This is a genomic window from Polyangium spumosum (genome assembly GCF_009649845.1).
GTDB lineage: Bacteria > Myxococcota_A > Polyangia > Polyangiales > Polyangiaceae > Polyangium > Polyangium spumosum.
In genome coordinates, this window is sequence record NZ_WJIE01000014.1 from 104,173 (window position 1) to 123,640 (window position 19,468).

At 69.9% G+C, this 19,468-nt stretch carries 14 protein-coding genes; 7 read left to right on the forward strand and 7 right to left on the reverse strand.

Annotated features, from left to right (window positions below; all coding sequences use genetic code 11):
• Positions 1-17: 17 nt before the first annotated feature.
• Both GF068_RS34225 and GF068_RS34230 read right to left on the reverse strand, forming a co-directional pair.
• Entirely contained in the window at positions 18-1,403 is a 1,386-nt protein-coding gene (locus tag GF068_RS34225) for a KamA family radical SAM protein (protein ID WP_275939313.1), read from the reverse strand.
• 84 nt (positions 1,404-1,487) lie between these two features.
• The gene (locus GF068_RS34230) at positions 1,488-2,456 is read right to left on the reverse strand and encodes a universal stress protein (RefSeq protein ID WP_240807846.1); all 969 of its coding nucleotides are present in this window, start codon (positions 2,454-2,456) and stop codon (positions 1,488-1,490) included.
• Positions 2,457-2,641: 185 nt separating this feature from the next.
• Here GF068_RS34230 and GF068_RS34235 point away from each other — a divergent pair, with 185 nt between their 5' ends.
• The 3 genes from GF068_RS34235 to GF068_RS34245 all read left to right on the forward strand — a co-directional run bounded on the left by GF068_RS34235 (position 2,642) and on the right by GF068_RS34245 (position 6,146).
• Complete coding sequence (locus GF068_RS34235) at positions 2,642-3,565, forward strand: LysR family transcriptional regulator (protein WP_153823732.1); 924 nt, start codon at positions 2,642-2,644, stop codon at positions 3,563-3,565.
• A gap of 91 nt (positions 3,566-3,656) precedes the next feature.
• Entirely contained in the window at positions 3,657-5,297 is a 1,641-nt protein-coding gene (locus tag GF068_RS34240) for a long-chain fatty acid--CoA ligase (protein ID WP_153823733.1), read from the forward strand.
• Positions 5,298-5,408: 111 nt separating this feature from the next.
• Positions 5,409-6,146, forward strand: a complete 738-nt coding sequence (locus GF068_RS34245) for a class I SAM-dependent methyltransferase (RefSeq protein WP_153823734.1) — start codon at positions 5,409-5,411, stop codon at positions 6,144-6,146.
• Here the strand turns inward: GF068_RS34245 and GF068_RS34250 are convergent.
• Both GF068_RS34250 and GF068_RS34255 read right to left on the reverse strand, forming a co-directional pair.
• Positions 6,143-6,628 (reverse strand): GreA/GreB family elongation factor, encoded by a 486-nt coding sequence (locus GF068_RS34250; RefSeq protein ID WP_240807826.1) that lies wholly within the window; start codon positions 6,626-6,628, stop codon positions 6,143-6,145. The genes GF068_RS34245 and GF068_RS34250 overlap by 4 nt on opposite strands.
• Before the next feature lie 21 nt (positions 6,629-6,649).
• Positions 6,650-7,342, reverse strand: coding sequence for a class I SAM-dependent methyltransferase (locus GF068_RS34255; RefSeq protein ID WP_153823735.1), 693 nt, complete (start codon positions 7,340-7,342; stop codon positions 6,650-6,652).
• Positions 7,343-7,404: 62 nt separating this feature from the next.
• Between GF068_RS34255 and GF068_RS34260 the strand changes: the two genes are divergently transcribed.
• The 4 genes from GF068_RS34260 to GF068_RS34275 all read left to right on the forward strand — a co-directional run bounded on the left by GF068_RS34260 (position 7,405) and on the right by GF068_RS34275 (position 13,769).
• Positions 7,405-8,115, forward strand: a complete 711-nt coding sequence (locus GF068_RS34260; RefSeq protein WP_153823736.1) for a hypothetical protein — start codon at positions 7,405-7,407, stop codon at positions 8,113-8,115.
• Positions 8,116-8,155: 40 nt separating this feature from the next.
• Positions 8,156-9,160, forward strand: a complete 1,005-nt coding sequence (locus tag GF068_RS34265; protein WP_338046690.1) for a lysylphosphatidylglycerol synthase transmembrane domain-containing protein — start codon at positions 8,156-8,158, stop codon at positions 9,158-9,160.
• Positions 9,157-11,142 (forward strand): sulfatase-like hydrolase/transferase, encoded by a 1,986-nt coding sequence (locus GF068_RS47220; RefSeq protein ID WP_153823737.1) that lies wholly within the window; start codon positions 9,157-9,159, stop codon positions 11,140-11,142. Before GF068_RS34265 ends, GF068_RS47220 begins: the two co-directional genes overlap by 4 nt.
• 164 nt (positions 11,143-11,306) lie before the next feature.
• A complete protein-coding gene (locus GF068_RS34275) occupies positions 11,307-13,769 on the forward strand; it encodes a glycosyltransferase family protein (protein ID WP_153823738.1) in 2,463 nt (820 codons plus the stop codon).
• Here the strand turns inward: GF068_RS34275 and GF068_RS34280 are convergent, their stop codons facing one another.
• From GF068_RS34280 to GF068_RS34290, 3 genes are all read right to left on the reverse strand, one after another.
• On the reverse strand, positions 13,770-16,565 hold the full coding sequence (locus GF068_RS34280; RefSeq protein ID WP_153823739.1) for a hypothetical protein: 2,796 nt from the start codon (positions 16,563-16,565) through the stop codon (positions 13,770-13,772).
• Positions 16,566-16,701: 136 nt separating this feature from the next.
• Positions 16,702-17,343: a hypothetical protein gene (locus GF068_RS34285; protein ID WP_153823740.1), complete on the reverse strand. Its 642-nt coding sequence runs from the start codon at positions 17,341-17,343 to the stop codon at positions 16,702-16,704.
• Positions 17,344-17,459: 116 nt separating this feature from the next.
• Positions 17,460-19,163 (reverse strand): UbiA prenyltransferase family protein, encoded by a 1,704-nt coding sequence (locus GF068_RS34290; protein ID WP_153823741.1) that lies wholly within the window; start codon positions 19,161-19,163, stop codon positions 17,460-17,462.
• Positions 19,164-19,468 lie beyond the last annotated feature (305 nt).

The following is a 19,468-nucleotide window of genomic DNA, read 5'->3' on the forward strand; positions in this document are numbered from 1 at the left end:
AGAGTCGCCCCCGGCGCTCAGGCCACCGCCGCGTCGTCGAGGAGGGGCAGCCGGGGCTTCGACGCCCCGTTCACCCGCCGCGCGCGCTTCATGCGCTCGAGCCCGGGCTCGAAGAAGAACGAGGACTCCCCGAAGGCAGGGCGGAGCGCGTCGAACCACGTGGCCTGCGGGTCGTAATTCGCGAAGAACGGGCGCCCGACCCAGGCCGGATCACGGGCCTGGAGGAACCGCAAGGCGAAGACACGCCGGCCCAGGATCTCGGGCACGCCGTCGACGACCACCTTGCCGGGCAGCGCGCTCATCGAGGGGCCACGCACGGTCCGCGCGAGCCCCGAGACCCGCGCGTAGGCGTCCCGGAAGATCGAATACGCCTGGACGAGCGGCACCTCGAAATAATGGCGCGCGCCCGTGTCACGCTCGACGAACATGTAATAGGGGATCGCCCCGAGGCGGACCTGGCGGCGCCACATCGTCTCCCACACCTTCGCGTCGTCGTTGACGTGGCGGATCAGCGGCGCCTGGCAGCGCACGGTGGCGCCGGTGGCGAGCACACGCGCGATCGCGCGCTCGGCCATGGGCGTGTCGAGCTCGCGCGGGTGGCTGTAATGCGCCATGAAGGCGAGGTTCTTGCCGGCGGCCACGACCTCCTCGAAGAGGCGCAGGAGGTCCTCGGCGTCGCTGTCCTCGACGAAGCGCGCCGGCCAGTAGGCCATCGATTTCGTCCCGAGCCGGATCGACGCGATCTGCGGCACCGCGAGCAGCGGCTCGATGTAACGCCGGAGCAGCGCGGTGCGCATGACGAGCGGGTCGCCGCCCGTCAAGAGGACGCTGGTCACGGAGGGGTGCGCCTCGACGTAACGGACGAGGTCCGAGGCCTCCTTGCTGGCGAATTTCATATCGTCGAGCCCGACGAACTGGGGCCAGCGGAAGCAATACGTGCAATACGCGTGGCAGGTCTGCCCCTGCGTGGGGAAAAAGAGCACCGTCTCGGGGTATTTGTGCTGGATCCCCGCGACCGGCCGCCCGTCGAGCAGGGGCACGTTGAGCTCGAGCTGGCCCGCCGGGTGGGGGTTCAATCGATGCTGGATGTCACGCGCGGCGGCGGCCACGACGTCGGACGGGGCGTTCTCCCGCAAGAGGCGCTCGACGCGCCGATAATCGTCCGCGCCGAGCATGTCGCGGTGCGGGAACGTGAGGCGATACATCGGGTCGTCGGGGACGCGGCTCCAGTCGATGAGCTCGTCGATCACGTAGCTGTTCACCCGGAAGGGGAGCACCGCGGCGACGACCTTCATCGCCTCGCGCTCGGAGGCGGGCAGCGCCGCGAGCTGCGGGATGTCGTCGATGTCCTTGCGCTGGAAGACACGAAGCTTGTTGGTACGGACGGCAATCTTGTCGGACACGGGGCTCCTCCTTTGAAATCATCACCTCCGGCGGCGGGGCGCCGGGGGGCTTGGGCCATTCGGCCTTTGAAAACCGCTACGTCGTCATGAGGGCAGCGCCGCGTAGGGCGGCCGGGCGCGCACGGGCGTGACCAGGACCGAGCGCCGGGCGCGCTCGACGATCCGGCTCGCCACGCTGCTCACGTGGGTCGAGATGCCCGGCCGCCGCGCGCGCGTGCCGACGACGACGATATCGACGTCCTTCTCGCGCGCCGCCGCGAGGATCGCGTCCACGGCGCTCGCGTCCCGCTTGACGACGGCGTCCGTGGAGTCGACGTCGACGGAGGTCGCGGCCTTGCGGAGGCGCGCGAGCCGCGAGAACAGGGCCGACCGGTCGTGCGCGAAGAACGATTTCCACGCGGGGACGACCGGCGTCGGCGGGACGTTGTGGACGAGGACGACCTCGGTCCCGAGGCGCCGCGCGAAGCTCGCCGCGCGGCGCAGGACGGGCAGCTCGTGGTCTTGCAGGTCGGTCGCCGCGAGGATCGTCTCGACCCCCGTGCTCGGCCGGGCCACGAGGACGGGCACGTTGGCCCGGGTCGAGATGGCCGTCACGCGGCTGCCGCTATGCCCCTCGTCGGGGGGAAGGACGATGAGCGCCGCGCCGAGCGCGCGGGCCTCGCTCACGACCTCCTCGATGAAATCGCCCGAGCGCACCTGGATGTGGCCCGACGGCAATGGCTCGGGGAGCACGGCGTCGCACCACGCGCGGGTCTGCCGGAGCGTCGTGAGGGTGCGGTCCACGAGCACGACGGCGCCGAAGAGCTCGTTCGAGAATCGCCGCCGCGCCTCGGGCGAGGCGTGCGGCGTTACCCGGAGCAAGAACAGATCGGCGTCGAGCGCGGTCGCGAGCGCCACGGCGCGGCGGAGGGCCTGGGTCGGGGCGCCCGATGCGCATGCAGCAAAGAGGATCCGCCCGCGAGAGGCATTCGCCTGCGCGGCGAGGCGCGGCATACGCGGTGTCCGCGTCGAGCTCGTCGCGCGAAGGCCGGCCGTCTGGTTGCATCGCAGCATCGTCACCCTTTTCCTCATTCACTCGTCTCCTTTTCGAGACGGCGCGCAGGGCCCGGCGCTCGTCGGCGCGCCCCCGCTACCGTGTTGTCATCAACGGATGTCGTACTTCGTTCTACCCCATGCGGCTCATGTTGGTAAGAACGAAAGATTGACAACATCTGTCGGTTTTATCTACAAGGGACCGTATGGAGAAGCCTCGCGTGGAGTGGATGAACTACCACCACCTGTACTACTTCTGGATCATCGTCCGGGAGGGCGGCGTGGCGCGGGCGGCGCGATCTTTGGGGCTCACACATTCGACGCTGAGCGCGCAGCTCCGCACGATGGAGGAGTTCTTCGGGTTGCCGCTCTTCGAGCGGCGCGGCCGGCGCCTGGTCCTCACGCCTTTCGGCGAGGAAGCGGCGAGCTACGCGTCGGACATCTTTCGCCTCGGCCAGGAGCTCGTCGACGTCGCGAGGGGACGCGCGACCCGGGGGCGCGAGGTGTTACGCGTGGGGGTCGTGAGCACGTTGCCGAAGACATTGACGCACCGGCTGCTCGATCCCGCGCTCGAGGCGCTCGGGAGCGGCGACGTGCAGGTCCGTCAGGACGCGCTCGCGCGGCTCGTCGATTCGCTCGTCTCGGGCCGGCTCGACATGATCCTCTCGGACGACGTCCCCGCCGGCTCGCCATTGACGCGCGGACACGCACATTTCCTCGGCGAATCGGAGATCCTCTTGTATGCGTCGTCCTCCCTCGCGAAGAAGCTCCGGAGGCGGTTCCCCGACTCGCTCGACGGCATGCCGTTCGTGTTCCCGTCGGCCGTCTCGGGCCTGCGGCGCCGCCTCGATGGATGGTTCGCGAAGCGCGGGATCTCGGTGTCGATCCGCGCCGAGCTCGACGATGCAGGGCTGCTCCGTGTGTTCGGCGGCGCGGGGCGCGGGATCTTCCCGGTGCGGGCGGCCCTGCGCGCCGAGGTGGAGGACCTGCACGACGTGGAGCTCGTCGGCGCGTGTGAAGGCCTGCGCGAGCCGTATTTCGCGCTCTCCACCGAGCGGCGCATCAAGCACCCGGCCGTCGCGGCGCTGGTCCGCAGCGCGCGCGAGCGCCTGCACGCCAGGACCTCGTAGGCCCGGACGCGCGCGCCCCCTTCCGCTTTCGCCCGCGGGCCGGCTACCATCCGCGCCCGCGGTGCCCACACGACACGAGAGGAGCCGACCGATGCTTGCCGGACGCATGATGGACTTTCCCCTCACCCTCACGCATTTCCTCGAACGCGCGCGCACGTTCTTCGGTCGCAACGAGATCGTCTCGCGCCTGCCCGACAAGACCCTCGTCCGCTCCACCTACGCGGACTTCCACCGCCGCACGGGCAAGCTCGCGAACGCGCTGTCGCGCCTCGGGGTCGGGCAAGGCGACAGGGTCGCCACGCTCTCGTGGAACCACCAGCGCCACCTCGAGGTCTACCTCGGCGCGCCGGCCATGGGCGCCGTCGTCCACACCTTGAACCTGAGGCTCCACCCGAACGAGCTCGGCTACATCGCCAATCACGCCGAGGACAAGGTCGTCGTCGTCGACCGCTCCCTCCTGCCGCTCTTTCGCAAGTTCGCCGATCAGGTCCGCTCAGTCCGGCACGTCATCGTCATCCCCGACCTGCCGGGCGATACGAAGACGAGCGCCGAGATCGATTACGAGGAGCTCATCGCCCCCGAAAAAGACGAGTTCGCCTGGCCCACGCTCGACGAGCGCAGCGCCGCGATGATCTGTTATACGTCGGGCACCACGGGCAACCCGAAGGGCGTCGTGTACAGCCATCGCTCGACGGTCCTGCACAGCCTCGTCTCGTGCATGGCCGACACCATCGGCGTCCGCGAAGGCGACACCGTCCTGCCCGTCGTGCCCATGTTCCACGCCGCCGCCTGGGGCCTGCCGTATTCGGCCATCGCCGCAGGATCACGCATCGTCTTCCCCGGCCCGCACCTCGACCCGCAGAGCCTGCTCGACCTCATGGCCGCCGAGAAGGTCACGCTCGCCGCCGGCGTGCCGACGATATGGCTCGGCATCCTCCAGCTCCTCGATCAGCACCCGGGCAAGTGGGACCTCTCCACGGTGCGCTCCATGGTCATCGGCGGCTCGGCGGCGCCGCCGTCCCTCATCGACGGCTTCAAGGCGCGGCACGACCTCGACGTCACGCACGCCTGGGGGATGACCGAGACGAACCCGCTCGGCACCCTCGCGCGGGTCAAGAATGGTTTGTCCGGCAGCGACGACGCGACGAAGCTCGGGTGTAAAGCGTCGCAGGGGTATGCCGTGCCGTTCGTCGAGCAGCGGCACGTCGGCGAGGACGGCGCGGTCTTGCCCTGGGACGGCGAGACCATGGGCGAGCTCGAGGTGCGCGGGCCCTGGGTCGCCTCCTCGTATTTCGGCGCCGAGGGGGCCGATCGGTTCACCGAGGATGGCTGGTTCAAGACGGGCGACGTCGTCACGATCGATCACGAGGGGTACCTGCGCATCACCGATCGGTCGAAGGACGTCATCAAATCGGGCGGCGAGTGGATCAGCTCGGTCGCGCTGGAGAACGCGCTGATGAGCCACCCGGCCGTGCTCGAGGCGGCCGTCTTCGCGGCGCGGCACCCGAAATGGACCGAGCGGCCGCTCGCGGCGATCGTGCTCAAGGAGGGCAAGACGGCCACGAAGGAGGAGCTCTCGGCCCACATCGAGGCGAAATTCGCGAAATTCTGGCTGCCGGACGATTACGTGTTCATGGCCCAGATCCCGCGCACCTCGACCGGCAAGTTCCTGAAGACGAAGCTGCGCGAGCTCCACGGCGATCACCTCGAAAAGCAGGGCGCTTCGGACTAACGCTCGGCGCGCGCGCCCTCTCCGCGCGCGGGCGCTTCGCGCTGGACCTCGCCACCGCCGTCCACTAAGACCACGCGGCCAAGCCGCCCCGGCCCGCGAGGTCATCCCATCATGGACCGCTCCGCCTACGACGCCCTGTTCGCCCTCGAGAAGAACCATTTCTGGCGGGTCGCGCGCCGCACCATGTTGCTCGAGATCCTGGGAGAGACGCTGCCCGCGCGGCGCCCCGCGCGGCTGCTCGACGTGGGCGGCGCCTGCGCGCTGATCTCCCGCGAGATGCAGCGGTTCGGCGAGGTGATCATGGTGGAGCCGGACGCGGAGACGGCGGCGTTCGCGCGGCGGGAGCTCGGCTGTGACGCGCGCGTCGGCGCCCTGCCCGACGCGCTGCCGGTGGAGGGGACCTTCGATGGGATCACGCTCCTCGACGTCCTCGAGCACATCGACGACGAGGTCCCGGCCCTCCGCGCCCTGAAGCGCCTCCTCCGCCCCGATGGGCTCTTGCTCGTGACCGTCCCCGCCCTGCCCTTTCTCTGGAGCTCCCACGACGTGGCGGTGCATCACCGGCGGAGATACGTCCGCCGCACCTTGCTCGAAGCGCTGCGCGAAGGCGGGTTCGAGGTGGAGCGCGTCTCTTATTTCACGTCGCTGCTGCTGCCCGTCCTGGCAGCCCAGCGGATCGCCGATCGGCTGCGCAGAGGTGTGCCGGACGAGGCGCGTTATCAGGTGGCGCCGCCCCCGGCGCCGATCAACGCCGCCTTCGGCGCGGTGATGGACCTCGAGCGGGCCCTCCTGCGGCGATTCGATATGCCCATCGGCTCGTCGCTCGTGGCGATCTGTCGCCACGCCTAACGCACCTCGACCACCTCGTACACCTTCGTCCCCTGCGGCGTCGGCACCTCGGCTTCGTCCCCCTCCGACAAACCCATGAGCGCGGCGCCCAGCGGGCTCGTCGGGGTCACCACCTGCACCTCGGTGGCCCCGACCTTCACGCGTTGCCCGCCCGCGGCGGGAAGGACGAAACACACGAGCTTCGACCCGCGGTGGAGCAGCGTGACCAGCGCCGTCGCGGCGATCCCCTCGCCCGCCCCGAACGAGCGCACGGTGATCGAGCTCAAGAGCGCGACGGACCGCTCGAGCTCCCGCGCCCGCTCGGCCTGGCCCCGCGCGATGTAGGACGCCTCCGTCGAGCGCATGTCCTTGTCGTTCTCGGGCTTGTTCTCCTCGTGGGTCGCGGCCGCGGCCGCGTCCTGGGCGATCCGCGCCATCGTGCCGAGCTCCTCCGAGAGCCGCGCGCAGACCTCCTTCACGAGCGCCTGTTTGTCGAGCTGCACATCGCCTCCGCTACCGCCCCATCAAGCCACGGACGCCCCACCCCTCGCAAGCGAGACGCGGTACACGAGCCCGCATTTCTCGGCCGTCCCCTCCACATCGTCGATCACCGGCACCCGATACCGCGTGATCTCCTCGATCCCCTCGGCCGGCAGATACGCGCGCCCCGGATCCCCGAGCAAGACAGCCCGCCCCTCGCCCGCCCGCGCGCCGAGCCACGGCATCACCACCCGCGTCATCGCCGCGTCGTAACAAACGTCCCCCGCGAGCACCACGTCCGCCTCCGCCGCCCAGGCCGGCAAACGCGCCTCGCCGAGCACGTCCTCGACGTGCGCCTCGACCACGACGCCCGCGCCCTCCGCGTTCATCGTGATCGCCACCGCGGCGAGCGGATCCGTGTCCACCGCGACCACGCGCGACGCCCCCGCGCGCGCCGCCGCGATCGCGCAGAGCCCCGATCCCGAGGCGAGATCGAGCACGACCTTGCCCCGCACGAGCTCCGGCCGATCGAGGACGAGCCGCGCGATCGCTTGCCCGCCGGACCACGCGAACGCCCAGAAGGGCGGCTCGATCCCGTGCGTCCGGAGAAACGCCTCCGTGGCCTGCCAGAGCGGCGTCACCTCGGTCGCGAGCCGGAGCCGGATCTCGGGCAGGAGCGGCGGCGCGCACGGCGCCGTGTTTTCCTCGATGAATCGCCTCGCCTCGGCCTCGCGCATGGCAAGGCCACGAGCGTACTCGATGCTTGACGACCGCGCGGGAAAAAGGGCAGAAGGGACCGATGTGGGCGAACGCTCGTCTTGCTTTTTATGGTGTGGCCTGCCTGCTCGCCGCGTGTCAGCCGGCGAGGCCTGCCGAGGGCCCGACGGGCGCGCCCCCCACCGTCGCGGTCGAGGGGCCCGAGCCGAGCGGAGAGCCCATCGGCCCCGACGTCTCGAGCCCCGGGGATCAGTTCGAGCTCGTGATCGGCGGCAAGGTCTACTCGGTGGCCGACGGCAAACCCTTCGAGGTGACGCTCGGCGGCGAGCGCTTCGAGGCCACGGTCCGTTCGAAGCAGGTCCTGCACTACATGGGCGGCGGGATCTCCTTCCGATATCCGAAAGAAATGACCCTCGAGGAGGACAAATCCGAGGGCGTCTCGAGCATCACGGTCGAGGCGTCGGATTCGACCTTCGTGATGATCCAGGTCTATTCGGTGGACGTCGACCCCGCCACGGTGAGCTCGTTGCTCGTGAGTGGCATCGAGAAGGAGATGCGCTCGCGCGGCGGGCAATTCTTTCCGGGCAGCGGCGGCGCCGTCAGGAAGCGCATCCGCGGCGAGGACGTCGAGGGCACGCGGCTCGAGTTCACGCTCGCGAAGGAGTCGATGTGGACCGAGATTTACGTCCTCCCGAAGGGAAAGCTCACGATTGCGCTCCTCTTGCAGCGCTCGGACGACGACGCGATCCTGGCCGAGCGTCGCTTCAAGGTGATCACGGACTCCTTGCGTTGACCTTGACAGCGCGCATCTCGTGCGAGACACCGAGGCGCTTGTGAGCGACTCCGTCGACGCTCCGAAAAAAGCCGCGCCGCGCTCGCTCGTGCGGCTCGCCGTTCGCCTCGTGGGCCCGGTCCTGCTCGTGGTCGTGCTCCTGCGCATGCGCGACACGCAAGCGGCGTGGGACGCGCTCCTCTCGGCCTCGCTCCTGCCGCTCGGGCTCGCGTTCCTGCTGAACGCCGGCGTCTGCTGGCTGAAAATGTTGCGCACCGACGCGCTCCTCCAGGCCCGAGGCTACCAATATCCACGGAAACGCGCCTGGCTCGGGTTCCTCGCGACGATCTTCCTCGGCCTCTTCACCCCGGGCCGCGTGGGCGACGTCCTCCGCGCGCAGTACTTTCGCCACGACCTCGGGATGCCGTACTCCGAGGGCGTCGCTGTCGTCGTGGTCGACAGGCTCTGCGATCTTTACGTGCTCGTCGCGTTCGTGGCGATCGGCGTGGCGCGATGGAGCTCGGTCGTCGTCGGCGATCTCGCCCTCTTCACCTGGGGCGGCGTCCTCCTCACGGCGCTCGGCCCGCTCGTCCTGTTCGTGCCCTCGTTCGCGCAGACGGCGATGCGCGCCATTTACAAGAAAATGCCCGGCGACCCCACGGGCGAGGGGTTTGATCGATTCCTGCGGGCCCTGCGCGCCCAGCGCCCGAGGCACCTCGCCTCCGCGGTGGTCCTCACCATCCTCGCGTTCGGGGTGAATTACCTCCAGGGGTATCTCATCGCGCAGTCGCTCCACCTCGACCTCACGCTCTACGACGTCCTTTGCCTGCTCGCGGTCGCCAGCTTGCTCGGCCTCTTGCCGATCTCGGTCTCGGGCCTCGGCGTGCGCGAGCTCTTTTTTTCGGTCGTCTTCCCGGCGCTCGGGCACCCCGGAGAGGCGGGCTTGATCTACGGGCTCGTCGTGTTCCTGGTGATCTACGTGGGCGTCGCGGCGATGGGGTTTGTCGGGTGGCACCTGGCCCCGCCTCCGCTCGGGGGCGAACCGGGGAAAGGCAGGGCGGCGTGAACGAAAGCCCGCGCCCCCACCTCTCCGTCTCCGGCCCTGACGCGGCCCTGCTCGCCTGGATGAGCGCGGCCGTCACGAATGCGGTCGCCATCACGCGCTCCTTCGACTTGCCGCCGCGCCTCGTCACGCGCGTGCTGCACCACGCCTTCGACGCCGGCCATTTCCTCGCCCTCGGCCTCGCCTCGGCCGGGCTCGTCGGCCTCTACCTCCGCTTCGGCCGCGCCCGCCCGCGCGCCTCCGCGGCCGTGTTCGTCGCGCTCTCCCTCGCCCTCGGCGCCCTCGTGTTGCCCCCGGACCTCCGGAATGCGAGCCGGCGCCTCTCCACCGGCCACGCCGCCTGGGCCGAGCCGGCCCTCCTCGCCCTCTTCGTCGCCCTCTTCTCCCTCGCCGTCCCCCTCGCCGCCCTGCTCGGCCGCCTCGCCGCGCGCCCCTACCTCCGCTGGGTCGCCATCGGCCTCGCCGCCGGCCTCGTCTCGGCGAACCCTCTCCTCCTCCCGGGCGATTATGCCGGCCCGCGCCTCTTCGTCGCCTCCGCCGCCGCGGCCCTCCTCGCCGCCGCCCTCGCCGGCGCCGTCTTGCCCGCGCGCCTCGCCCGCCTCGCTGCTCGGGCGCGCCCCCTGCGCGCCCCGCTCCTCGCCGCCGCCTCGCTCGGCGCCGCGGCCTCGCTCGTCGTCCCCCCGCGGTCCTCCGTGGCCATCGGCCTGATGAGCCCGAGCGGCTCGCTCCTGCCGCCCTTCCTCGGCGCCCTCCACGGGGGCACGATCCCGGCCGACGCCCCCGTGCCGCCCGAAATGGCTCCGTGGTTCGTCGACCGGAGCGCCGCCCCGCCCGTACCGCCCAGCGGGCCGCCGATCTTGCCGCGAAGCCCCGCGATCGTCCTCGTCACCATCGATGGCCTCCGGAATGACATCGTCGCGTCCGGCCGGTACGACGACAGGCTCCCTCACATCACCTCCCTCCGCGAGCGGGGCGTGTATTTCCGCAATGCCCGCGCGCCGGGCGCGCAGACCGTCTACAGCCTCTCCTCCCTCTTCGCGGGCACCTATTTCTCGCAGCAGTACTGGACGCTGTACGCCGGGCGCCACCGCGGGCTCTGGCCCTGGAGGGACGAGAGCACGCGATTCCCGGAGCTCCTGCGCGCGCGCGGCGTCTCCACGATCACCTTCGCGAGCACGGAGTGGCTCGTCAATCAATATGGCGTCGTGCGGGGCTTCTCCGAGGACATTTACGTCCGCCCCCCCGGGAACGGGACCTGGGTCATGGGCGAGCCCCTCGTCGACGCGGCGCTCGCGCGGCTCGCGAAGGTCGGGGACGAGCCGTTTTTCCTGTACCTTCATTTGCTCGACGCGCACGCCCCGTACAACCTCGCGGGCGCGGCGGGCACGCCGTTCGAGCGTCATCTCCGCGAGCTCATGCTCGTCGATCGCCACGTCGGCCGCCTGCTCGCCGCGCTCGAGCGCTCCTCGTTCGCCGATCGCGTGGCCTTCATCCTCACGAGTGATCACGGCGAGGCGTTCGGCGAGCATGGGCTCTTTACCCACGCGACCTCGCTCTACGACGAGCTCTTGCGCGTGCCGCTCATCGTGCAGGCCAGAAACATCGCCCCCCGCGTCGTCGGCGACGACGTCACCCTCGTCGACCTCGGCCCGACGATCCTCGACCTCTTCGGCGCCGAGACCCCCGGCACGTTCCTGGGCCAGAGCCTCGTGCCCTACCTGCGCGGCGAGAGCCCCACGCTCACCCGCCCCATCCTCGCCGACTCCCGCCTGAAGCGCGCCCTCGTCCTGCGTGACGGCACCAAGGTCATCGTCAACGATCGGGCCCACACCGTCGAGCTCTACGATCTCGCCGCGGATCCCGGCGAGACCACGAACCTGGCGGACGACACGGCGCGCCTCTCGCCTCCGCTCTCGCTCCTGCGCCGTTTCCTCACCACGCACGGGATTCGCCGCGAGGGGTACGAGATCCCGTATCGACCGTGAGCCCCGCTTTTATTACGCGCCGAATTTCGAGCAAACCCGCGGGGCGCGCGGCACGGCCGCGGCGCGTGGAAGAGGCTGGAGATCCGGGCGCGCGCGCGAGAGGGCGGCGACGGAGCCGGGATCCAGCTTGACGCAGGCGAGGGCGGCGAGTACCTCCGTCGGCAATGGAATCGGTCGAATCGGTGGAGCCCGCCGGGCCTCCCGCGCAGAGCGGGGCTCCCGCGCGCCTGCGTCAAGCCCTGGTGACGCTGGCGCTCGTGGCGGGCATCGGCGTCTTCGGTTGGGTGGTCCACACCCACTACGCGATCCCGAAGTGGCTCTTCTGGCGGTATGCGGGCTACTGGCTCGGCACCCTCGCGGTGGGATTGGCGAGTTATGGCCTCGGCCACGCCGTGCTCCACCGGGTCCTCCGGACGCGGATGCCGCTCCTCGAGCATGCAATGGTCTCCCTGGCGCTCGGGGTCTACGGCTTCGAGATCCTGATGTACCTCCTCGGCCTGCTCGGGCTCTACCGCACGGCCACGTTTTTCGTCCTGCCCGTCGCGCTCCTCGCCGCCGTCGCGCTCCCGCTCTACCGGCACGCGCTGCACATTCGCCGCGTCATCGCCCGCTCCGCCTCGACCCGCCCGAGGCTCGGCCTCTCCGCGCTCGCCCTCGCGTTTGGCCTGCTCGGCCTGGGGATGATTTATTTTTACGTCATCACCCCGACGAACATCCAGTTCGACTCGCGCTGGAAACACATGGCCCTCGCCGAGCAGTACGCGGTGCAAGGCGCCGTGCGGCCTGCGGTCGAGGGCTGGGTCTTCACGGCCCGCCCGCATTTCACGTCGTACCTTTATACGTGGGCCTTCCTCGTCCCCGGGCGCCTCTTCGACAAGATGGAGCTCGCGGCGCACCTCGAGTTCGGCCTCTTCGTGATGACGACCGTCGTCGGCATCCCGGCCCTCGTGCGGCGCCTCGTGCCGCGCGCCGATCCGCGCTGGATCTGGGCCGTGCGCTTCGTCTTCCCCGGCGTCCTGCTCTACGACAGCTCCGTCGCCGGCGGCGCCGACCACGTCGGCGCGATGTTCGGGGCGGCGATCGCGCTCGTCCTCTTCCACGTGCTGCGCGACCTCGACCTCCGGTACATCTCGATCCTCGGCGTCCTCTGCGCCGCCGCGGCGCTCACGAAGGAGACGGTGGCCATCATGGTCGTGCCGGCGCCGCTCCTGCTCGTGGTGATTCGCGGGGCCACCCTCGGGGTGCAATCGTTCCGGGGTCGCGCCGCGCCCGACCTCGGGCGCCGCTGGCTCGTCGCGCCGCTCCTGCTCGGCGGCGTCGGGCTCGCGGCGAGCTCGCCGCTCTGGCTCAAGAACTTCCTCTTCTACGGTGACCCCGTCTATCCGCTGCTCGGCGCCAAGCTGAACGCGCACCCCTTCACCGACCAGGCCGCGTATCGATTCAAATTCGGTTATGCCGAGGGCCTGCTCTGGCGCCCGACCCGGGATCTCCGGGGCCTCCTCCAGACCCTCGTCGCGCTCGTCGATTTCTCGTTCGTCCCGAACGACTGGCCCAAGTTCCACCGGAACGTGCCCGTTTTCGGCTCGATGTTCACGCTCCTGCTCGGCTGCCTCCCCTTCCTGAAAAAGACGAAGCGGATCTGGCTCGTCGTGCTCCTCGTGCACGTCGGCATCTTCGTCTGGTACAGCGTCCATCACCAGGACCGCTACCTCCAGGCGCTCATGCCGCTCATGACGGCGGTCACGGCGGCGATCGCGCTGCGCGTCTGGCGCTCGTTCGGCACAGGCGCGCGTGTCGCCCTCGCGACCCTGCTCGGGCTGCAGATCGTGTGGGGCGGCGACGTGTATTTCTTCCAGACGCACGCCCACGCGCGCTCCCCGCTCAAGAACAGCATCGACCTCCTGAGCGCCGGCTTCGAGAAAAAATACGACGCGCGCTTCGACATCCAGGGACACTGGCAGGAGGTCGGCCGGGCGACGCCCCCGGACGCGAAGCTGCTCCTGCACATCTGGCCCGACCACCATGCCCACGTCGGGACGTGGCGCAGGACGGTGCTCGACGCGTACCTCTGGCAATTCGGCGTCGAGTACGGCGCGGCCGGCTCGACCGAGGGGGTCCGCACGACGCTGCGCGACCTCGGCGTCACGCACGTCTTCGCCGAGCCCAACAAGGAGAGCGACGCCGCGAACTCGATCGCGGCCGACCTCCTCTTCTGGGACTTCGTCACCCACCTCGGCGGACGCAAGACCATTGGCCAGGGGGTCCTCGGCGTGGTCCCGGACAAGCCCCTCCCGGCGCCCTCGAATGACCTCGTCGCGGTCCTGACCTGCACGACGGCGCCGCCCAAGGGCCTCTTCCACGTGCGGGACCTGCGCGTCCTGCCGTTTGGCCCGGAGAAGTTCCCTGCGCCCGTCAAGCCCGCGAAGACCAAGGAGGAGGCCGAGGCCCTGCTCGTCCATGCCCAGTTCGCGGTCTTGGAGCGTGACTGTTACGCCAAAAAAGCCAAGCCCGCCGGCCTCGGGGGTGTGTTCGAGCTGATCGCGAACCGCAGGAAGTACGGGCCCTTCAAGCCGATGGAGCTCTACCGCCGCCGGCCCTCCGTCCCGCCGCGGCCCCTCGCGCCCTGATCAGTTCACCCGCGCCGCCTGCGGGGCCGCCGCGACGAGCACGTCGTCCGCGCACACGTGCCCCCAGTGCCCCGTGGACTCGTCCACGATCACCACGCGCCCCATCTTGCCGACGTAGGCGCTCGTCGAGAGCTCGGCGGGCCTCAGGATCTCGTCGTTCCTGCCGCAGGCCCGCGCGACGACGCGGCCTTCGACCTCCAGGCCCACGAACGTCTTCTGGCAATCCCTCCCGCCGCCCACGAGGACGTGAATGGTCTGCCCGTCGAGCGTCATCGGCGGCAGCGCGACCTTGCCTTTCGACGCGTCTCCCCCGTGATACCCGTTCACGAAGCCGCGCCCGAGCCACCCTGTGACGTCCGACTGATTGCCGATCGGGCCCGCCGCCGGCGCCTTGCCGAACGCCGTGCCCGTGACCTCCGTCCCCTTGGGGAACGCCTCGTCGAAGCGCCATTGCACGGAGAAACGCGCCGCGAAGGTGCGCACGTCGGGATCCGACTCGGGCAGCTCCATACGCGCCGCGCGGAAGAGCTCGACCCCGTTGCCGGGCAGGTTCGCTCGGAGCCGGGCGCGGACGTCGTCTCCCCTGCCGCCCGACCAGTGGATCCCGTCGATGTAGAGGCCCATCCCGCGGCCTTTGTCCTCGTCGACGATCCGGAGCGTGGCGCTCTTTCCCTGCAGATCCTCGATTTGCCAGGCCTCGGGCGTGAGCTTCTTGTCGGTGCGGGGCCGCGCCGTGCGCGCGACCTGCCCGTCCACCACGAGCTCCACCCGCAATCCCGGGCTCGATCGGCCGCCGAGCGCGAAACGTAGCTCGGGCCGCGCCAAGGCCCCGAGGTGGATCTCCAGGGTCCCCGTGCCGTCACCTTCGTCCGGCAGCGAGGCGAGCAGGCTCTTTCCCGTCGCGCCCGGGCGTTTGCCCTGCTCGATCCGCAGCCCCGACCCCTGCACCGTCGCGCCCTTCGGCAGGTCATCCTCGAAATCGGCGATCTCGGCGAGCCGCGCCCGCAGCTCGCCGAGCAGCTTGTCCCGATCCGGGTGGCGCTCCAGGAAGACCTCGTAGAAATGCATGGAATCGAGCAGCTCGTTCCGCGGGCCGGTGCGCACGAGCGCCCGGATGTCGCGGGCCGGATCCGGGATCGAGGCGCTCTTCGCGGTCGCGCGGAGCACCTTCGCGACCTCCGGGTCCCAGCGGATGAAATGGAACGTGTGCCCGTCGACGTTCGCGCGGGTGTTTTCCTTGAACTTCTCGCCCCAGGGATTGCCGAGGTCGACGACCGCGCCCTCCGCGAGCCGATCCTCCAGGTTGCCGCGCTTCTCGTGCCCCGGCCGCCCGCGCTTCTCGATCGGCTTGTGCGCGATGCGCCGGTTGGCGAGGCCATAGAGGTCGACGATGGGCAGGTCGGCGTACCAGCCCACGAGCCCGATACAATCGATGGAGAGGCGGGGCTTCAATCCGCGGGCGACGAAGAGCTTGTCGAGCTTCTGGCCCATGCCCGCGTAGGTCGAGCCGGATTCCAGGGGGAAGACGCTCTTCAGGGGGTAAAACGTGTTCTCCTCGGCGAGGTTCCAGCGCTTCTCGTAGGGCTTGAGCACGCGGACGGGCAGGACGGCGAGCGCGACGGCGAGCGCCGCGGCCGAGCCGAAGAACACGCGGGCGGGCGCGGAGACCTCACGCAGGCGATATCGAAGGGCGACCTCGGTCGTGGCCGCGAGGATGGGCAGGAGCGAGATGAAGAAGCGATGCTCCATGAAATCGCCGCCGACCTTCATGACGTACTGGCCGTAGACGAGGGCCGAGAGGATCGCGAAGAAGCGGAGGCGGGTCTCGGCGCGGTTCCGGGGCCGGCCGAGGATCGCGGCGAGGAAGAGGGGCAACCAGAGGACGGCGCCGCTCGTGAACAGGAAATGGGCGCCGTAGACGGCGCCCTGGGCCCAGTACGTGAGGTTGCCGGATTTGGCGTAATAGGTATTCGGGAAGAAATCGCCGTACGCGTGCCAGCGCCAGAAGAAATAGGGGACGTAGATCAGGACGAGGGGGGCGCCGTAGGCGAAATAGCGGCGGAGGTCGAGCCTGTTCCAGAGGGGCCGCTCCTCGTTGTGGACGAGGTCCTCGGCGACGAGGGCGAGGCCCATGCATCCATAAAGGAGCAGGTGATCGGGCCGGGTGAGCGTGGCGGCGGTGAGGGCGAGCCCGGCCCAGAGCGCGCCATTCTTGCGGAGCGAGGCCCACATGCCGACGGCGACGAGCATCGCGGCCGGCATGGTCTCGAGGCCGGAGGAGGCGAAGGTGTGGAACGGTCGGCTCGCGGCGAGGGCGATCGCGGCGAAGGGGAAAATCGCGGGCTTCGGGCTCGCCTTGCGCACGACGAGGGCGACGAAGACGATCGCGAGCACGTACGAGGCGAGATTGCCGAAGAGCCCGGCGTGCGGGATGGAGACGCGGACCTTGGCGAGCAGGCCGAGGACCAGCGTCCACAGAAAATTCGTGTACCCCTCGACCCACTCGCCCGGGTTGAAGACGAGGCCGTCGCCGCGGGCGAAGTTGCGCGCATACCGGAACGAGATGAACGCGTCGTCACAGAGCCATCGAATCTTCCAGGCGAAGAAGAGCCCCGCGCCGACGCCGGCGAGCAGGGTGATCGCGTAGAGGACACGCTTGACGGCGCGGGAGACGCGGCCCGCGAGGAAACGCTCGAGGAGGAGCAGGAGGGCGGCGCCGAGGATCAAGCCGGCGAGGAGGGGGAGGCTCTGCTGGATGGCGGTGGCCGCGGCGCGGGCGATTTCGAGGAGGGTCACGGGGACGGGCGGGAGACTAGTACATCCAGGGGGAAGTTCTAGGGGGGTCGTGCGGGGCGGGAGGCGTGTGAGGGCGAAGGCTTCCGCGCGGATGGCACGTGAGCATCGGAGCCGGATGTATCTTCAGCCGTCGGGACTAGAACACCGCGGAGCAAGCCACCACGAGGTTGAGGAAGTTCGCATTGCACTGCGCCTGCAGCGCGGCATTCCCCCCTGCGGCGTTGAGGCAGAACGTGTACCCCGTGAGGTTGGTGTCGAGGCACAACTCGTAAGCGGCGAGAGACGCGGTGAGCGCGAGCGCGCCCTCTCCGGTATCGTCGGGCGGATCCGCGGCTTCCGGGAGGTTCATGGAGAGCCTCCTGCCACGCGCGACCTGGCGGACGACACTCTCCAGGTTCCTCCCCGCTGCATTGACGCGGTTCGCCGAGTAGCGGAGCCTCGTGGCGCTGGCGAATCGATTGCGCTTGAAGCCCGCGAGCTCGATGTAGAGCTGACGGGCTGCGTTCTTGACGGCGGGGACCGGGATCTGCTCGATCTGCGCCGGCGAGGGGAGAGAGATGTTCTGCGCGACCCGCATGAGCTCGCGCCTCCCCACCACCGCGGGCTGAACGACGAGGTCATCGACGGCCGGCGCCGCCTCGTCCTCGGGTGCCTCGACGGTCGCGACGCAGCCCTGCCCGGCGAGCAGGGTGCTTCCCGCGAGGAGCCCGAAGGCGAGCGCGGCGCGCCTCATCTTCAACTTCTGAACCCAATGGATCGAGAAAAAGCGGTTCGACATCGCGACCTCCTGGCGCCGGTTTCGACGCCTGATGAGATCGTTGAGCCCCGCGGGCCTCCGTCAATCAGGCGTGCGCGGCGCGGCGAGACGCGGCCGTCGTCCTCCCCGCGCGCCGCTCACCGGCCCTCGTTCTGCAGCCGCTCCGCGACCGAGGTGTGCACCGCGATGTACGCCGGCAGATCCTCGTGGTCGTCGTGGATCACGCGATAACCATGCTTCCCGAGCCACGCGGGCGGCCTCCCTGCGTCGAAGATGATCACCGGGGGGGTGAGGTTGCACCTCTGCTCGAGCTCCTTTCCGTGCTCGATGACGTACTTGAGCTCGATATACACCCCGTGCACGAGGCGCCGCTGCGCGCGCGGGGGCACGCAGCCGGCGAGCTCCTTCGACGACAGGTTGTACAGGTCGAGGAAATGCATCGCGCCGTGATACCTCTGCATCACGTGATACGGCACCATCCCCGCCTGGCCCGAGACGAAAGAGAGGGGCCGCTCGCGCGTCGGGCCGAGCTTCTCGAGCGTCTCCAGGAGCACGGGCAGGAGCTTCGCGTCGCGGCGGTGCGGGCGGTTCGCGAGCTCCGGGAAGGAGAGGTCCGCCATGCCGGGTTTGTCGCGCGCCGCGCGCGCGTGTTTCGTGGCCTCGGTCCACCGGTGGCTCATGTTCGAAGGCGACCGGCCGTAATCGATCACGGCGCTCAGGTTGAGCCAGAGGAGCGTCGCCCCGAACAAAAAGCCCGCCGCCGCCCGATCTCGCGCGGCGCGGTCGATCACGAAGAGCACGAGCACGACGTACGCCGGCATGGCGGGCACGAGGAATCGGGCCCCCGTCATCCAGTCGCCCCCGCTCATCAGGACGAATGCCGTCGAAGCAAATGCGAGCGCCGCCGTGAGCACGACGGACATCGGCAGACGGCGCTTCACCACGCCCCAGGCGACCATGACGAGCGCCACGCAGAGGAGGGGCACGTACGCCGAATTCGTCCCCTCGAAGCCCGCTCGCGCGTAACGAAACCCGTGCTCGAGGTCGAACCCCCCCGATTTCATGGCCGCGGGGTTCGGCACGGCGCTGCCGAAGACCACCTTGCGATAGATGACGAGCGCTGCCACGGACACGACCGACGCGCCGAAGATGTGCAGGCTCCTGAAAAAACGCCGCCGCGCCTCCCCCGTCTTCTCGAGCGCGCGAAGCAAAAACGAATACGTCGCCGCCGTCGCCGCGAGCCCCAGCAAGATCACGGGTGACTCCGGCCGCGCGCCGGCGAGACCCGCGGATACGAGGACGACGGGCGCGAGGGCGCGAAGGGCCTGGCCACGCGTCCGCGCCGCGGGCGGGTCCGCCTCCACGTACCGCGTGATCACGAGCACGGCGAGCACGCCGAGCAGCGCCGTCATGGAGGTCTCCATGCCGCTCGTGCTCCAGTACAAGAAACACATGCTCGTCGCGAGCAGCGGCGCCGCGAGCGGCGAGAGCCGCGGGGACACGCCACGCGCGAGGGCCGTCACGACCCCGAGGGCGAGCGCCGCGCAGCCTATGCTGGTGATCCAGCCGAGGAGCGGCGCGCCCGCGCCCGTGAGCTTCTCGGCGAGCGCGAGCCACACGACGAGCGAGAGGCTCGAGCTCTGCTCGATACGCTGGCCATTGTAATTGACGATCGACCCGAATCGCGCGAGCGCGTGGGAGGCCCAGTACGTGATGTGGCTGTCGTCATGCCCGGCCGAGGGGAAGTAGGTGGCGCCGAGCACGACGCCGAGGAGCAGACCCAGGGCGAGCCCGACCCAAGGGGCATGCTCGCGTAGCCGTTGCAGGAGACGCGTCATCATCGTGACCTTCGCGCCTCTCCTACCACGAGTTCCCCCACCCCGAGCACACGCACGCCCCTCCCTCCCCGCCTGGATCGTCCCCCGTGCCTCACGCACGGCCCTCGCTCGCCGTCTCCATCCCCCTCCGCGCGCCACGCAAGATGCTCCCTCGGCGCTCCGAGTCACCCCCGCGCCTCACGCAAGATGCTCCCTTGGCGCTCCGAGTGACCCTCGTGCGTCACGCAAGATGCTCCCTCGGCGCTCCGAGTGACCCCCGTGCGCCACGCACGACGTCCACACCCGACACCAAGCGCGCCCCGTGCGCC

What these genes read in the sequence shown, in the direction of transcription:
- GF068_RS34230 (WP_240807846.1), bottom strand. Translation starts at nt 2,456, where the DNA reads ATGCTGCGATGCAACCAGACGGCCGGCCTTCGCGCGACGAGCTCGACG.
- GF068_RS34235 (WP_153823732.1), top strand. Translation starts at nt 2,642, where the DNA reads ATGGAGAAGCCTCGCGTGGAGTGGATGAACTACCACCACCTGTACTAC.
- GF068_RS34240 (WP_153823733.1), top strand. Translation starts at nt 3,657, where the DNA reads ATGCTTGCCGGACGCATGATGGACTTTCCCCTCACCCTCACGCATTTC.
- GF068_RS34245 (WP_153823734.1), top strand. Translation starts at nt 5,409, where the DNA reads ATGGACCGCTCCGCCTACGACGCCCTGTTCGCCCTCGAGAAGAACCAT.
- GF068_RS34255 (WP_153823735.1), bottom strand. Translation starts at nt 7,342, where the DNA reads ATGCGCGAGGCCGAGGCGAGGCGATTCATCGAGGAAAACACGGCGCCG.
- GF068_RS34260 (WP_153823736.1), top strand. Translation starts at nt 7,405, where the DNA reads ATGTGGGCGAACGCTCGTCTTGCTTTTTATGGTGTGGCCTGCCTGCTC.
- GF068_RS34275 (WP_153823738.1), top strand. Translation starts at nt 11,307, where the DNA reads ATGGAATCGGTCGAATCGGTGGAGCCCGCCGGGCCTCCCGCGCAGAGC.
- GF068_RS34285 (WP_153823740.1), bottom strand. Translation starts at nt 17,343, where the DNA reads ATGTCGAACCGCTTTTTCTCGATCCATTGGGTTCAGAAGTTGAAGATG.
- GF068_RS34290 (WP_153823741.1), bottom strand. Translation starts at nt 19,163, where the DNA reads ATGATGACGCGTCTCCTGCAACGGCTACGCGAGCATGCCCCTTGGGTC.